A 16,432-nucleotide genomic window follows, 5' to 3' on the forward strand; every position below is an offset into this window, starting at 1 on the left:
ATCGACTCGAGGCCTCGCCGTTGATGTTCGTGTTCTTTCGAGTGTGCGAACGTTTGCCCGCCTCTGTTCCGCTGGATTCTCGTGCACCGATTCTTTGTTGCTCTGCTTGTTTGTTGCATCACCTCGTCCGTGGTGGCTCAGTCCCCTCCCAACCTTGTTCTGATCATCGCGGATGACATGAACTGGGATGATTGCGGGGCCTATGGGCACCCGGCCATCCGCACGCCCAACATTGATCGATTGGCGGCGGAGGGCATGCGTTTTGAACACGCCTACCTGACCACCAACTCATGCAGCCCGTCCCGGGCCAGCATCATCACGGGCAAGTACCCACACAACACGGGGGCCGAGCAATTGCATTGGCCGTTGCCCGAAAATAGTGACACGTTTGTCGAGCGTTTGCAGGCTTCCGGTTACTACACCGCCGCGGCAGGCAAGTGGCACATGGGTGACGCCGTTCGTGATCATTTTGACAAAATCTACGAAGCCTCCACGGCTGGTTTTGTGTTGCCGTCCGGCAAAGACGGCCAGCCCGCGAAAATGATCGCGGCGCAGCCCAGCGGCTGCGAAGATTGGGAGCGAGCCTGTGAGGAACGTCCCAAAGATCAACCCTTTTTCCTGTGGTTGGCGGCTCTGGACCCGCACCGCGAATACAACGACGGGGCGTTGGATCCACCCCACACTCATGACGATGTCATTGTTCCGGCTCACCTTCCGGATGTGGCTGATGTTCGCGAAGACCTGCGGCTTTACTATGACGAGATTGGTCGCTTGGACCTTTATGTCGGCAAGGTCATGCAGAAGCTGAAGGAACAGGGCGTTGATGACAGCACGGTGGTGCTTTTCATCAGCGACAATGGGCGTCCGTTTCCTCGGGACAAGACGTCTCTCTACGACGGAGGGATTCGCACTCCGTGGATCGTTCGCTATCCCGATCAAGTCCAGGCGGGCCAGACGACGAAGGCCCTGGTCAGTGCGGTCGACATTGGTGCCACATTCCTGGAATTGGCTGGAGTAGAAGGCGGTGAAACGTTCTCCGCATCCAGTCAAAGTTTTGTTCCGGTTTTGAAAGACAGCACTCAACCGCATCGCGAATTCGCCTTTGCGGAAGATCACTGGCACGATTACGAGGATCACGCTCGCGCCGTTGCGACGCAGCAATACAAATTGATTCGCAACGACTATGTCGATCTGCCTCCGACGCCATCCGCTGACGCGGGACGAGGCCTGACTTGGCAAGCCATGCTGCGTCTGCATGACGCGGGAGAACTCACGCCGGAGCAGGAGGCTTGTTTCAGCTCGCCTCGCGCGAAATGGGAACTCTATGACCTGCAGCGTGATCCGGGGGAACTGCAAAACCGATTGGATGATCCCGCCTATCAATCTGTGCGTGCTCAATTGCAGTCGGCACTCGCCGATTGGACCGAGCGAACCGGCGACTACCTGCCGAGTCGCCGAACGCCTGATGAGTTTGACCGTGTAACGGGCGAGCCGGACCACTCCGTTCGCGTCCGCCCGCGTCCCTCTAAGAAGGAAATGTTCGGAACGAACGGGGCCTATTGAGCCCACTTGATCGACGGACCTTTTCATTCACCATCCCCACCCAATTTCAGTTTCCCCATGAAATACATCCTTCCTGCTCTTTTGGTTTTCGCCATCGGTGCCGTGGACGCGGTTTCCACGTTCGCGGATGACCGCCCCAACGTCCTTTGGATCACCATCGAAGATTGGTCGGCAGACCTGTCTTGTTACGGCACGAAAGGCATTCACACCCCCAACGTGGACAAACTGGCTTCCGAAGGAATCCGCTACGAACGTGCTTTCACGACTTCTCCGGTTTGTTCGACCTCGCGTTCAGCGATGATGACGGGGTTCCATCAGAACTACATCGGTGCCAATCAACACCGCGAATATGACAAACAACCGTTGCCGCATGGCGTCCGTCCGATCCCGCATCTGTTTGCCGATGCGGGCTACTTCACCGCTTTGATGAGCTACAAAACCGACTGCAATTTCGTGCCCCATCGGAAGGACGAGTTGTTCGAGGGCACCGATTGGAAACAAAGAGCTGACGGACAACCCTTCTTTGCTCGGATCACGTTCGGTGGCACTCACCGGCAATGGAAGCGTGACCCGCAACGGCCGATCACAATTGAAGATGTTGAGTTGCCGCCTTACTATCCCGACACGCCATTTGTCAGACGGGATTGGGCGAATGGTTTGGAACAGATGCAATTGGTCGACCGCGAGGTGGGGCAGCTGCTGCAGCGTTTGAGCGAGGAAGGCCTTGCTGACAACACGATCGTCTTCTTCATCGGCGATCATGGTCGATGTCACATTCGCGGCAAGCAATTTCTTTACGACGGTGGGATTCGTATTCCCATGATCATGCGTTGGCCTGGCAAAGTCACTCCGGGCGACGTCAGCGATGAGATGGTGATGTCGATTGACATTTGCGCCACGATCTTGGAAGCCGCCGGAATCGAAGCTCCCGTGCCATTGCATGGCAAAAATCTGTTGAGCGAAGAGGTTCGGAATCGTCAGTACGTCTTCGCAGCCCGCGACAAAATGGACGAAACGCACGATGCGATGCGAGCGATCCGTTCTGCTGATTTCAAGCTGATCCATAACTTGATGCCCGAGCGAGCCTACTGCCAATACAACCAGTACAAGGAAGGGGCCTACCCGGTGCTGGCCGAAATGAACGTCATGCACATGCGTGGTGAACTCACCCCCGAACAAGCGGCATTTTTCGCCGCGTCCAAACCAGAGTTGGAACTGTACGACTTGCGAACCGATCCGCACGAAGTTCACAACGTCGCCGAGGATCCCAAGTACGCCAGTGTTCGCGAGGAAATGCTTCAGGAACTCAACCGCTGGCGAAATGAGGTGATCCTTGATCAAGGCGTCAGCGACGACTTTCGTGCCTTGGATGTCTTCCCCGAATCGCTGCCTGCCGGTTCGGTGGACGAATGGGCTCACGCGAATGCGGACAAGTACGACTACGAAAAATTCGGATGGCCGAGTTGGTACCCGACCCGCACACTAGCGCAATGGGAACTCGCTCGCAAAGCTTGGGAGCCCTGGGTTTTCCGCGATGTGAATTCGAAAATGCAACGACCAGGCGTGACGATTCGCGAACAGCAACGAAATCAAAAGAAAAAGAAGTGACGCTTGTGTTGGTCAGGACATTTCTTGACTGACAATCGTCGATGGACGACGCTTCCCGAACCCTCAATCTAAAGCCGCAGCAACCGAGTTTTTCATGAACATTGCTCAAGCCTCGAAGTCTCGTCGTGATTTTCTGAAGACCGCTGGTGTTGCTTCTGCGGCGACCCTGACTCCATGGGCATTGCCCGCTCGGCAATCTCTCGCGAAATCACCGAATGAACGCAAGCGATTTGCGTTGATCGGGGTAGGAGGGAACGGGACACGAACCGCTCCGGTGGGCAAAGAATTCGCGGACTTGGTCGCGCTGTGCGATGTGGACCAAGAGCATCTGAAATACGGCAATGAGTTGCTGTGTGATGGCAAAGCAGAATTGTTTCGCGACTATCGCGAGGTGCTTTCCCGTGATGACATCGACTTGGTTCAGATCTCAACGCCAGATCACTGGCACGCGAAAATTTTGATTGAGGCGATGTTGGCGGGCAAAGATGCCTACTGCGAAAAGCCGCTGACCTTGACGATCGACGAAGGCAAACTGGTTCGGAAAGTCCAGCAGCAGACCGGACGTGTTGTGCAAGTTGGAACGCAGCAGCGCAGCAGTTTTGACAAGTTCAATCATGCTCTGGCGATCATCGCGGAAGGACGACTCGGCAAACTCAAACGCCTGGTCGTCGGAATTGATGCGGGGGGATGGAGTCCGGAGATTCCGGTGGCAGAGGTGCCCGAGGGATTGGATTGGGATCGTTGGTTGGGCCCGGGCCCTGAAATGGAATATCGCTACGCGTTAGACGCCAAGCGGTCGGATAAGAATTACACCAACGGGCACACCCATTTTCGTTGGTGGTACGAACATTCCGGTGGCAAACTAACCGACTGGGGCGCCCACCACGTCGACATCGCCATGTTGGGGATCGCGGCAGCAGGACAGAGCAACGATCCCGTGTCGGTCGATGGGACCGCCCAACACGACGTTGAATTTCGCGATGGGATGCCGCTGCAAAACAATCGCTACAACACCGCGCGAACGTTTGATCTGAAGGTGGCGTTTGCGGATGGTGATGTCGAGATGAACATTCGCCACGACGTCGACAACGGGATCTTGTTTGAAGGCGAACGCGGCCGAATCTTCGTCAATCGTGGCAAGCTGGTTGGCAAACCCGTCGAGGATTTGAAGACGAACCCGCTGGCCGAAGACGCGATTGCCAAAATCTATCGCGGGATGCCGATGGAAGGAAATGATCGTCCAGCACACTGGGCCAACTTCATGCACGCGATCGACAATCGTGTGCTGCCGATTTCCGACGTGCATTCTCACATGAAAATGCTCAACGTGTGCCACTTGGCCGGTATCTGTTGTCGGTTGGGACGCAAGGTCGAGTGGGATCAAGCAACCGAAAGTGTCGTGGGGGATGAGCAGGCCGCTGCGATGATGAAACGACCGTACCGGGCCGGCTACGAAATCGACATGTGATTCCTAAACAGGTCGGCAGGAGTCTTTCGGCATTTGAACAGTCATGGCAAACACCACTGTTCCCACGTTCAACCGGGGCTAACGCCGAATGGCACTTACTTTACAAATTCACCCTCCCCCTGGGAGGGTCGAGCGAAGCGAGGGGAGGGCTACACACCGGGTTTTAGGTTCACCCTCCCCGGCCCGAAGCGGGCCGACCCTCCCAGAGGGAGGGTGAAGTAAGTGCCATTCGGCGAACGCCCAAACGGCTCAGATGGCTATGCCCGATCATTCCTGCCCACGTGCTTCGAGCCGTTGCGTTCTTGCCGAGTCAATGTCATTCGACCGAATCTCCATCACTCCAGTTGTCACGCCCATGCCCATGAATCGTTGTCTGCCATTGATCGTCCGTCGCCTTGTTGTCGCTTGGATTGTTTGCTGTTCGGGAATGGCAGTGATGGCGGAGGACACCAGTTCCAAACCCAAGCCACGAATTCAACCGTACCCGAACGCAGCTGTCTGGACGGACGCTGCCAAGGCCTCAAAGGAATGGGATGGTTTTGAGTTTGTGGGTGAGTTTGTCCAAGACGATCAGGCGATGCAGGTCACGCCATCCGAAGGTCGCTTCTACGTTTCCATTTACGATGGTGGGTTCCCCGGCACCGGTTGGAATGGCAAACCGATTGTGCATGAGTGGTTGGATCGCGAGGGGATCCAGTCGCGTGTCGCGGGCTGGCAAAAGGTCGATCGCAGTGCAGCAGTCGTTGGAAAGAAGCCACCGGCCAATGCGATTGTGTTGTTCGATGGCAGCAACACTCAAGCGTGGCAGAATGGCAAGATTGAGGATGGCGTTCTCAAAGCCGGGGCGCGAACCAAGGACACGTTCCGGGACTTTCGGCTCTACCTCGAGTTCATGATCCCTTTGAAACCCGAACCACCGATCAGCCATCCGCATCGCGGGAACAGTGGCGTCTTTGCGGTGGGGGCTTATGAAGTCCAAATATCGGACAACTTCGGTTTGGATCCCAATCCTCGGGCCTGGCAAGACATGGACATGTTGAAACCCGTCAACACTTGGTGCGGAAGCATCTACGGAATTCGCGAAGCCGATTGGAATGTCTGCTTGCCACCGCTGGCGTGGCAGAGCATGGAAATTGATTTCACCGCGGCGAGATTTGAGAACGGAAAGAAAGTCACGCCCGCGGTCATCTCGGTGACCCAAAATGGGGTCTTGCTTCACGATCAAGTCGAATTGCCCAGGGGAACCGGCGGCGGTCCGGCGGGGCCGCGACCCGAGGTGGGCGAAGGACCGATCTACCTTCAAAACCACGGCAATCCCAATCGGTTCCGCAACATTTGGATCGTTCCACGATCGCCAACGGACCAGTAGCGAATTCAGCGAAGTGCCGACCTCTCCACCATTGTCCTTCCATCACTCTCTCCTCCTCTCTTCCCAAACGCCCAACCCTATGTCTCGATCTGTCCTCGTGGTCGCGTTTGCGACGATCGCTTTCGCGACACTCTCAACGCTTGTCGCTGACGACGCGTCCTCGGTAACGCCCGAAACAAAAGTCCTATTCGAGGATGACTTCGAAGGTCGTTCGGAATTGGGCGAAGGATACCGGACCGGACGTGGGATGGAGGCCGGATGGAACATTCGCGACGGGGTTTTGTTTGGCGAACAAGTTCGGGACGACCATGGTTCCACCATGCGAAAGCAAATGGAGTTTGGTGATCTTCATGTGTCGTTTGACTTCCGGTTTAGTGGTGGAAGTCGTTTCAACTTCGTGATCGATGACAACAATGAAAAGTCCGTGCACGCGGGACACGTCGCGCGTGCATCTGTATCGCCCAAACGGATCTCGATTAGCGATGACAAACTGGGATCCATGAACCTGGAAGTTCGTGAGAAACGCAAGCAGAAGTCATTGCCGGCGGAAGAACAAAAGGCGTTGGATTCGCTGTTGGCTCGCACGCAGGCATCCGCCGAAATCAGTGCGAAGCAAGGAGAATGGCATCATTTGGAAGTGATCATTCGCGGAACCGTGATGACCGTGCATTTGGATGGCAAACAAGTTGTCACGTTGGACTCGCCCGGATTCGCTCACCCGACCAAGACCCAATTTGGGATGACGGTGAATGGAACCACCATTGATTTTGACAACCTGAAAGTTTTCGCGACGGAGTGAGATTCGATTGATAGTGTGGCATAGGCTTCCAGCCTGTGTTCCGCGCAATCACAGGCTGGAAGCCTATGCCGCTTGTTTTCCGCTCAGTCCCTGTCTGCTTCGATCCACTTCCCTGCCCTCTTCTAATATGAATCCATGAGAAAACAATCTCCATTCATTCTCACGCCTTTGTGTTTGATATTCGCCGCGATCTTTTCATCGAACGCGGTGGGTGCCGATTCGCGGCCTAATTTTCTGTTTGTTCTGACGGATGATCAGTCTTACGGCATGATGGGATGCGATGGCAACGAGTTGACTCGAACGCCCAATATTGACCAATTGGCTCGCGAAGGGATCTTCTTTGATCGAGCGTATGTGACCAGCGCGATCTGCACTCCGAGTCGGATCTCGATCTTTCTCAGCCAGTACGAACGCAAGCACGGCGTGAACTTCAACTCCGGAACCAGCGTCGCACCGGAAGCCTGGGCCAAGTCTTGTCCGGTGGTCATGCGAGACAACGGGTACTACACCGGCTATGTCGGCAAGAACCACGCGCCGATCGGGAAAGGCGGTTACAACAGCGGATTGATGGAAGAGTCGTTTGATTACTTCTACGCGGGACACGGACACATTCGTTTCTATCCCAAAGACGTCCATGAGATCTTCGAAGGAGCGGCGTACGACACTCAGGTCGAAATCGTCAATGAGGGGGCTCAGGACTTCCTTTCGTATGAGCATCGCCTGGACGGCGCGGTGCGATTCCTGGAGGAACGTCCTGCGGACAAACCGTTTTGCTTGAGCATTTGTTTGAACCTGCCGCACAGTGCAGGAACGGGCAGCATGCAGCAGCGAGAAAGTGACGACGAGATTTACAAGTCTCTCTACCGTGACATCGACATTCCGCTGCCAAAGCACTACGTCGCCAAGGATGAGATCAAGACGCCGCGTTTGCCTGCTGAGGTGCTGCGGGCCAGCGAACGGCAGGCCAGCTACAACTTTGTCGACACGCCTGAACTGTTGAAAGAACGTATCATCCGGCAAATGCAATCGCTGACAGGAATCGATCGTCTGATCGGGAACTTGCGGACCAAGTTGGAAACCGAAGGGGTGGATGACAACACGATCATCCTCTTTTGTTCCGACCACGGTTTGTTCATGGGGCAGCATGGTCTGGGTGGAAAGGCATTGTGCTATGAGCAGACGACCCACGTCCCTTTGATCGTTTACGATCCGGAGTTGCCTGCCGTCTTGAAAGGGGCTCGTTGCAACGAATTGGTGCAAACGATCGACATCGCCGCCACGATGCTGGATCTGGCCGACATCAAAACGCCGGCAACGTTTCAAGGCAAATCGATGCGGCCGTTGTTGAGTGGCGATGGCGGTGCGATTCGTGATCACGTTTTCACGGAGAACCTCTGGGTGACCCATTTCGGAAACCCGCGTATCGAAGCGGTTCAAGACAAACGCTGGAAATACATTCGGTATTACCGAAATGACAGTGTGCCTGCTTCCGTCAAGATGCAGGTGGCCAAGGATCTCGGCATCAAGTCGTCAACCATGCTCTATGGCATCCATGACAACGAGATCGCGGTGTACCGGAATCATGCGGAAGCGTCTTTGCGTGGCGAGGAACCCATTCACGAAGAACTATTTGATCTCGAAAGCGATCCGGACGAGCTGAACAATCTGATCGACAATCCCGCCGTGAAGACTCAATTGGAGACGCTTCGCAGCGTTTGGAAGCAGCAACTCACGGAAGCTCGCGGCGAAGGATTCCCGGCGGTGCTTCGCTACACGGTCGATAGCGAGAAAGATTACAAATCGAAGTGATGGACTTCGTTGCCAATTCAATTCCCATTCTTCCAGTCAGAGCTCTCATGTTGAAACAAAGTCGTCTTTTATTGTCGTTGTTGGCGGTCCTGCTCGGCCTTTCAACGTCGGTTGTCTGTGCGAAGGATCGCCCGAACATTGTTTTGATCGTGGCGGATGATCTCGGTTACAGCGACGTTGGTTTCAATGGATGCAAGGAAATTCCGACGCCGCATTTGGATGAACTGGCGGCATCGGGTGTGGTCTTCACCAACGGTTATGCGTCGCATCCGTATTGCAGCCCCAGCCGCGCTGGATTGTTGACGGGCCGCCATCAACAACGTTTTGGTCACGAGTCCAATCCGGAACCGGATACGCAGTGGCACGGCGAAGACACGCCGGGCATGCCGCTCTCGGAAACGACATTGGCAGATGCCTTGAAAGAAGCGGGCTACGTCACTGGAGCAATCGGGAAATGGCATTTGGGCGATGCGAAACCGTTCTGGCCAAATCGTCGTGGGTTTGATGAATGGTTTGGTTTCAGTGGGGGCGGATTCAGTTACTGGGGTGACTTGGGCAAGAAGGATCCATTGTTGGGCGTGCACCGAGGTGACGAACCGGTGGACCCCGCAACGTTGACCCATTTGACCGATGACTTTTCGACCGAAGCGGTCAAGTTCATTCAGCGGCATGAGACCGAGCCGTTCTTTTTGTACCTGGCCTACAACGCGCCGCATGCACCTGACCACGCGACGCGAGCGCACCTTCAGAAGACGGCCCACATCGAGTACGGAGGGCGTGCCGTTTACGGAGCGATGGTGGCCGGGATGGACGAGGGCATCGGCCGAGTGGTCGACCAAATTCACGAATCGGGTTTGGGCGAAAACACGATGATCATCTTCTACAGTGACAACGGTGGACGGCGCGAGCATGCGGTGAACTTTCCTTATCGAGGTCACAAAGGCATGCTGTTTGAAGGCGGCATTCGCGTGCCTTTCTTGGTTTCTTGGCCGGGAACGGTTCGGAGTGGCATGAAAGAGGAATCGCCGATCACGGCGCTCGATTTGTTTCCCACCGCACTGGCGGCTGCGGGGATGGATCCATCTCAGAATGACAAACTCGATGGCCAGAATTTGTTGCCTGTGCTAACCGATGCCGAACAACGTTTGCCAGAGCGGCCTTTGTTCTGGCGATATTCAATGGGCGACGATTCGTATGGCTATGCCGTTCGCGACGGCGATTGGAAGCTGATCGACAGTCGCTACAAAGATCGGAAGCTGCTGTTTGATTTGGCGAACGACCCTTGGGAACGCGAAGATTTGGCTGAGCAGCACCCCGAACAAGTGGCTCGGCTATCTCGAATGATGGAGGCCTGGGACGCCCGCAACGTGCCGCCGAAGTGGAGCGACGCCCACGGCGCTAACGTTCGGAAGGAAGAGAACACGCGAAACGAAGCCGTCGAGAAAGCCTCCCGAGGAGAACGTGCTCGGCCGGATCTGGATTAAGCAGGTACGCAGGTGTCATCGGGTATGTGAGCCGTTGGCGTTAGCCACGGTTTTCACGCGCAACCGGGGCGAACGCTGGACTGTCAAAAGGTTGGTATTGACACGGAAAATGCGACATTGATTTTTATTCTGTCCTACGCCCCAACGGGGTAGCTCTAAGATAGCCCCAGGCATCGCCTGGGGTTTCGTTACGGAGATTCAGACACCAGCCCCAACGGGGCGGCCCTAAGAAAGACTCCCCAAAACCTGCTAGGACCGCCCCCGTTGGGGCTTTGTAATCTTGGTCCCGCCACAACCCAGGGCGTTGCCCTGGGCTGGCATAGGGCTGCCCCGTTGGGGCGAAGTCGAGGAACGAAACCTGCGCAGTCCAAAGCGGTGTCAATACCAACCTTTTGACAGCCCAGGCGAACGCCCAAACGGCTCACATGGTTGTGCCCGATCATTCCAGCCGACCTGCTTAGCATTCAATGATTGAGCCTGCCGTGCTGTTTTGCGCGGCCGAGGAAACCAAAGAGAAGCTGCATTCGTTCAACGTGCATTTGCCTCTGGGGCCAGTTCAGGACTGAGTTGTTGCCACACAACTGGCGACTTGTCAAACCGCGAGGTTGCACTCAAGCCAGGATCTCGTGGAGAACGTTTCCGTGAACATCGGTGAGCCGGAAATCGCGGCCGCCGCTGCGGAAGGTCAGTTGTTCATGGTCGATTCCCAGTTGGTGCAAAACGGTTGCCCACAAGTCATAAAACGTGCACGGGTTTTCGACGGCATGGTATCCCAGTTCGTCCGTCGCGCCGTAGACCGTTCCGCCGCGAATGCCGCCCCCCGCCAGCCACATGCTGAAGCCAAACGGATTGTGGTCCCGGCCAGCTGACCCTTGAGAGAATGGAGTTCTGCCGAACTCCCCTGTGAACACGACCAAGGTATCGTCCAGCAACCCGCGCGCGTCCAGGTCTTGGATCAGTCCGGCGATCGGGCGATCGACCTCATGTGCCATCGCGCGATGACCTTTTTCCAAATCACCGTGTTGGTCCCAGGGGTGCGAGGAGGCGGGGGCAACGGTCTCCGGCGAGACGCATGACAATTCAACGAAGCGGACGCCTTTTTCAACCAACTTGCGAGCCAGCAGGGCTTGTTTCCCATACGCAGCCGTCATCGGATCGGCATCATCGATGCCATACAACTTGAGAGTTGCGGCAGTCTCGTCGGAAATGTCACAGATCTCGGGGACAGAGGACTGCATTCGAAACGCGGTTTCATAGTTCTTGATCGCCGCATCGACCTGTTGGTCCCGGGATTGTGCCGCGAACGCTTGATCGATTTGTGCGACAAAATCCAGTTGCCGTCGCTGCATGGAGGCTGCTTGAGCAGGCTGGATGTGAGGGATCGGTTCTGGTCGGTCGGCTTGCAGAATGGACGCCTGGTGTTGGGCGGGCAGGTAACCACTGCTGAACACCCCGGCCCCGCCCAGAGGCGGAAGGCCACCGTCGCTTTGCAAGACAACAAAGCTGGGCAGATTTTCATTGGCGGTTCCAAGCCCGTAGCTGATCCAGGCTCCCGCGCTGGGGTGCCCTAGAAAAGGGAATCCGGTGTGAGCCACGTAGTTTCCTTGAGAGTGCTCGTTCACCGTGGTGGTTGCCGAACGAACTACAGCCAGGTGATCCGCGCACTTTCCAATTTCAGGAAACAGATCGCTGACTTCGAGTCCACTCTCTCCGTTGCGGTTGAATGCAAACGGGCTGCCAAAGATGGAACCATTGTTGTTGAACTGAGTCTTTTCAATTTTGCCTGGCATCGCTTGGCCATGCCGCTTTCGCAGTTCCGGTTTCGGGTCGAACGAATCGACATGCGACACTCCACCTGACATGTAACACAGGATGACCTTGGTCGCTTTGGGTTGAATCGCAAGATTTGCCGGAGCCGCATTCAGGTGGTGCTGCATGCTCGACAGGGCTAGCATGCCAAAACCACTGCTGCAGGTTTGCAACCAGCGTCGACGGGAGGCGAGATTGGGCGAGGAGGGATCAGCGGACATAGAGGAACTCCTTCATGTTGATCAGTGCGTGCGTGAAATCGATCCAGTGCTGCTGCGGTTCCGGGAAGGCTGGGCACTCGTCACGTTGCCTTTGATGTTCGGCTCGCTGCTCTTCGAGAGTGAGCAGCCGGTCGCGTGTTGCCGGAGAGAGAGAGTCGATGACGGCCTGACGCGAAACGACGTGCGTGGCATGGTTCGCCAAGTGTTCGACCTGGGTGGACGACAACGCGTGATCGTAGAGTTTGGCTGTGAAGAGGCGTCCCTTCAGCATTCGACTTTGGTTGAAGGTGGTTCCATGACGCATCCCGAAGATCACGTGCGAGCGATCCGCTGGGAAAGTTTGCAGCTTCGTTTGGTAGGCCGTTCCGTATACCTGACCATTGCGATAGCAAGTGATTCTTCCCTCGTTGCTGTAGGTCAACACGAGATGAACTGGTTCCGTATCGGCCACGTCCTCGGCGGTGCCGCGGAAACTCTGTGTCCGTTTGCTGTTGTCGCTTCCGTTCATCCACTTCTGTGGTTCGCGTTCGCTGAACACGATCGCATCGAACAGCACGCCATCGGTCGTTTGGACGGAGATCGCTGCCCCACCGGTCTGTTTCAGGTCATCCAATTGCACAATGACTTCGAGCGATTTGCTGGACAGAGGCACTGGCAAGGGATCCGCAACGGCCCAGCCATTTCCATCGAGGATCAACGCTCCCTCACGCAGCGCTGCTGAACCGTGCAGTGTCAGTCCCTCCGCCGCGGAGGAAGAATCGGCCAATGCATGAAAATTCCATTCCCTCATCGGCCGTGGCGCCGCAGGCTCGACGGCATTGGTCGCGGAGGATTGCGCCGAGTCCGTGTCGCGGCTGTTGCGTTTTGTCGCGATCAATTGTTGACGAGCCGGGCGGATGATCGCGTCGATCTCGTTGGTTGCTTCGGCAATTTCCTGGTCGAGCCGCTGGATCTTTTTGCGGAGGGCCTCGTTGCCCAATTCGCTTTGATGCAGGAAGTCGCTCGCCGCAGCCAACTGCGATGGAGTTGGTTCGCGTCCGAAATGGCGTCGCCAACTGGTCCGAATTCTGGAGGGAGTCTCTGTCAGCGATGGATCGGACAAAATGTTGTTGGCGGACGATTTCGCAGTGCTGATTCCAAACGGACTGTTGAGCATCATCAAAGCTTGGGCAGGAACATTCGTCACATCGCGACGCCCTTTGCAGGAAAACGGGACCGGAGCATCGAAGCTGGCCAGGAATGGATCCATGTTGTTGCGGATCACACGCACGTAGACCGAACGACGATCGCTGTTGCCAGCAACAGAACCAGGCGGCGGAGTCGTCTGCAAACGGCCAGATACAAATAGCAACGCATCTCGAATCGCTTCGGCATCCAATCGTGTGGTGTTTCGATAGGAGAGCAACCGGTTTTTAGGGTCGATTTGCTGAGCGGCTTCGGTTGGTTGGGACTGCTGCCTCCACGTCTTCGAGGTCACGATTTGTCGAATCGTTCTTTTGAGCGACCAGCCTTCTTGGCGGAATTGATTGGCGAGGTAGTCCAATAGTTCAGGATGCGTTGGCTGATCCCCCAGTCGCCCAAAGTTGTCCGTCGTTGCCACAATGCCGCGGCCAAACAGATGGTGCCACAGGCGGTTGACGAGCACGCGAGCTGTCAACGGATTGTCCTCACTGAGGAGGTCTTCCGCAAATTGGCTGCGACCGCTGAGCTGGGTTGGATAAGGTGTGTCATCAAACGCCTCCAGGAATCGCCTGGGGATGGTAACACCTGGCTGTTTGTGGTCGCCGCGAAGATACAACGCTTGGTCCTGCCCCTTCCATTCTGCAACGGTTGGGATCCGCACCGCGACAGGAATTTCCGCTTCCAATTGGCGGTAGCGTTCAATCAGCGGTCTGGCCTTGGGAAGCTGAGCCAGCGTGTTGGGAAGCAGGTTGTGTTGCAAACATGCGTCCAACAGCAAGGCTTGCGAATCGTCGATGGTTTCGTCGTACCAAGCTTCCACCGCTTGCATGATGATATCCTGGTAAAGCGTCGCAAGATCTTCCATCGACTGAATGTTTCTGGATTTTGCCGCTTGAAAAACGAGTGTCTGCGACTCGTGGAAGTCGACCGGTGGCGTTTGCCCTGCCCCGGTAACAATCGCTTGACGAATTCCAAACCAGGATCGGTCGCTGTTCTTGACTAGCAAGGGGGCGTCCCGGGCGGTGGTCAATTCGATGTGGGTTGCATCGCCTTGCCAATAACCGAGATCAAACTCCTGCCAATGCCATTGCTTTGCTCGAGGCCCTGCCAACTGGTTGACCGGGTAGACCGTTCCGTTGCGAGGGTAGTTCTGGACCACATAGCGATTGGACGCCAAGCCATCGCCTGCGATTTGCAACCATAAACGCTGCCCCTCGCCCACGCGGAAGTCGGTCGAGGTCAGCACACCGGGAAGTTTGTCGCTGAGCAGGTGTGAGAACAGTCCCGCAGGATAGATTGCGCGAATGGCCGCGTTGGAATCACTGACCGACACAGAGAATTCTCCAGCCGGTGTGGGGGTCGGTTGGTGATCCGCGCTCGCCTGATCGACGAGTCCTGCTCCGTAGGCAAACCACTCGTTGGCGGGCTGTTCGAATGCCAGGTTCCAATGGTGAGCGAAGGATTGTTCCGCAAACTGACGCTGCTTTCCCAACAGTGCATCGTGCTGCTGGACCCGGCGTTGCCAAGCTTCTTCGAATGACGACCCCGCTTCAATTTCACGCTGCAGGGAAGTCCCGAGTTCAACGAACGCACGGGGCGTTTCTGATGGCGTCGGGTTGGCGATCGTGTCCTGCAGTCGAGAGACGACTTGTTCGGCTGCGAGTTGCCAGTCAGCAATGATCGCATCGCGAATCGATGGTTTCAGCTTGGCGAGTGAGTCACGATGAATGTTCAAGCGTTGTGGCAGATCGATTGCGGCCCGGGCGGGCCGCGTGGAACCAACGATTCCGGCGAGCGCGTAGTAGTCGGCTTGGCTAATCGCATCGAACTTGTGGTTGTGGCAGCGTGCGCACGAAACGGTCAATCCGAACACCGCTTTGCTGACGACATCGATCGCATCGTCCGTGAATCGCACCCGCTCGTCCAAGGCATCGGTGGGAGCGAAGCCATGAAAAACCATCCGCCAGTGGGCCGTCCCAATCATCGACTCATTGATGCCAAGTTCGGGATTGATCCGTGGTTGCGACAGTTGGTCCCCAGCGATGTGTTCGCGGATCAGCTGGTCGTAGGGGACGTCAGCATTGAGAGCACGAATCAAGTAGTCGCGGTACAAATCGGCTCCGACGATTTCCGGATCGCCTTCGCTTCCGTGTGACTGAGCATATCGAAACCAGTCCATCCAATGGCGTGCCCAACGTTCTCCGAAATGGGGCGACTCGAGTAGTCGATCGACAAGCGTTTCATAGGCATCGGGGGAGGCATCCTTCACAAACGCATCGATTTGCGATGGAGTGGGCGGCAATCCAATCAAGGCGAAGTGCAGCCTTCGGATCAGCGTCACACGATCGGCCTGCGGGGCGGGAGGCAAACCTTCGGCGTGCATCTTGCGATACACAAATCGATCGATCGGTTGATCGGACCAGTCTTGATTCACGTCAGGGGGGTGAACCTCGCGGATCGGTTGAAAACTCCACCACTCGGCACGCTTGTTTCGTACCGCCTCCCAAGACGTGGACTTGGCGAGCGTTTCTGGGGATGGCGGAGTGTCGCGAGGATCGGGGGCCCCCATTGAGATCCATTGTTCGAAGTCCGCGAGAATCGCGGGGCTCAACTTCTCGGCCCCTTCGGGCATTTCCAGCCCTTCGATTTCATGTCGCATCACCTGCAGCAGGAGACTGTCGTTGGGTGGCTCTGAGATCGCCGCTCCCGACTGACCACCGGTTCGCAGCGGGGCTCGCCAGTCCAAGGCAAACTCGCCCTCTTGAGCTGAACCGCTGTTGTGGCATTCATAACAGTGGTCCACCAACACCGGTCGGATCTTTGATTCGAAAAACTCCACTTGAGCATCCGAAGGTGCTTCGTCGGCGGAGGCTGACGCGATGCTCGCGGCAATCAAGAAACTCAGTGCATACCAACGGTTTGAATTCATTTGGATTGCCTGGGGAAGGGACACCGCGAGGGGCAAGACACCGTTGTTGGGTGTCATTGAGGCCGCGATGAAGGCAACGAGGCGTCGTCACGACCTCGTGGGTGCTGTGGGGGCACAGGGGTGGGAGGCATTGGGTTGCAATGGCCTTGGAGGTGGGATTGTACCCCGTCGGTTAGCGGGAAGCCACCAAA

General features: G+C 56.3%; 9 protein-coding genes. 7 read left to right on the forward strand and 2 right to left on the reverse strand.

The genetic code is table 11. The features are described 5' to 3' along the window. Positions 1-81: 81 nt before the first annotated feature. The 7 genes from PSR62_RS13390 (at position 82) to PSR62_RS13420 (ending at position 10,100) form a co-directional block, all read left to right on the forward strand. Positions 82-1,563 carry a sulfatase family protein gene (locus PSR62_RS13390; protein WP_274403512.1) on the forward strand — a complete coding sequence of 494 codons (1,482 nt, stop codon included), beginning with the start codon at positions 82-84 and terminating at the stop codon, positions 1,561-1,563. A 57-nt stretch (positions 1,564-1,620) separates the two neighbouring features. Beyond that, complete coding sequence (locus PSR62_RS13395; protein ID WP_274403513.1) at positions 1,621-3,171, forward strand: sulfatase family protein; 1,551 nt, start codon at positions 1,621-1,623, stop codon at positions 3,169-3,171. 94 nt (positions 3,172-3,265) lie between these two features. Next, positions 3,266-4,639, forward strand: coding sequence for a Gfo/Idh/MocA family oxidoreductase (locus tag PSR62_RS13400; RefSeq protein ID WP_274403514.1), 1,374 nt, complete (start codon positions 3,266-3,268; stop codon positions 4,637-4,639). Between the two features lie 313 nt (positions 4,640-4,952). Next, complete coding sequence (locus PSR62_RS13405; protein ID WP_274403515.1) at positions 4,953-6,008, forward strand: 3-keto-disaccharide hydrolase; 1,056 nt, start codon at positions 4,953-4,955, stop codon at positions 6,006-6,008. 79 nt (positions 6,009-6,087) lie between these two features. Next, positions 6,088-6,807, forward strand: coding sequence for a family 16 glycoside hydrolase (locus PSR62_RS13410; RefSeq protein WP_274403516.1), 720 nt, complete (start codon positions 6,088-6,090; stop codon positions 6,805-6,807). A 135-nt stretch (positions 6,808-6,942) separates the two neighbouring features. Then, positions 6,943-8,616, forward strand: coding sequence for a sulfatase family protein (locus PSR62_RS13415; RefSeq protein ID WP_274403517.1), 1,674 nt, complete (start codon positions 6,943-6,945; stop codon positions 8,614-8,616). Positions 8,617-8,663: 47 nt separating this feature from the next. Next, the gene (locus PSR62_RS13420; RefSeq protein WP_274403518.1) at positions 8,664-10,100 is read left to right on the forward strand and encodes a sulfatase; all 1,437 of its coding nucleotides are present in this window, start codon (positions 8,664-8,666) and stop codon (positions 10,098-10,100) included. A gap of 611 nt (positions 10,101-10,711) precedes the next feature. Here the strand turns inward: PSR62_RS13420 and PSR62_RS13425 are convergent. Continuing rightward, a complete protein-coding gene (locus PSR62_RS13425) occupies positions 10,712-12,130 on the reverse strand; it encodes a DUF1501 domain-containing protein (protein ID WP_274403519.1) in 1,419 nt (472 codons plus the stop codon). Beyond that, a complete protein-coding gene (locus PSR62_RS13430) occupies positions 12,120-16,241 on the reverse strand; it encodes a DUF1553 domain-containing protein (RefSeq protein WP_274403520.1) in 4,122 nt (1,373 codons plus the stop codon). The genes PSR62_RS13425 and PSR62_RS13430 overlap by 11 nt, the downstream gene beginning before the upstream one ends. Between the last annotated feature and the right edge of the window lie 191 nt (positions 16,242-16,432).

Source organism: Rhodopirellula sp. P2, from assembly GCF_028768465.1.
Classification (GTDB): Bacteria; Planctomycetota; Planctomycetia; order Pirellulales; family Pirellulaceae; genus Rhodopirellula.

What these genes read in the sequence shown, in the direction of transcription:
- PSR62_RS13400 (WP_274403514.1), top strand. Translation starts at nt 3,266, where the DNA reads ATGAACATTGCTCAAGCCTCGAAGTCTCGTCGTGATTTTCTGAAGACC.
- PSR62_RS13420 (WP_274403518.1), top strand. Translation starts at nt 8,664, where the DNA reads ATGTTGAAACAAAGTCGTCTTTTATTGTCGTTGTTGGCGGTCCTGCTC.
- PSR62_RS13430 (WP_274403520.1), bottom strand. Translation starts at nt 16,241, where the DNA reads ATGAATTCAAACCGTTGGTATGCACTGAGTTTCTTGATTGCCGCGAGC.
- PSR62_RS13415 (WP_274403517.1), top strand. Translation starts at nt 6,943, where the DNA reads ATGAGAAAACAATCTCCATTCATTCTCACGCCTTTGTGTTTGATATTC.
- PSR62_RS13425 (WP_274403519.1), bottom strand. Translation starts at nt 12,130, where the DNA reads ATGTCCGCTGATCCCTCCTCGCCCAATCTCGCCTCCCGTCGACGCTGG.
- PSR62_RS13405 (WP_274403515.1), top strand. Translation starts at nt 4,953, where the DNA reads ATGTCATTCGACCGAATCTCCATCACTCCAGTTGTCACGCCCATGCCC.
- PSR62_RS13395 (WP_274403513.1), top strand. Translation starts at nt 1,621, where the DNA reads ATGAAATACATCCTTCCTGCTCTTTTGGTTTTCGCCATCGGTGCCGTG.
- PSR62_RS13410 (WP_274403516.1), top strand. Translation starts at nt 6,088, where the DNA reads ATGTCTCGATCTGTCCTCGTGGTCGCGTTTGCGACGATCGCTTTCGCG.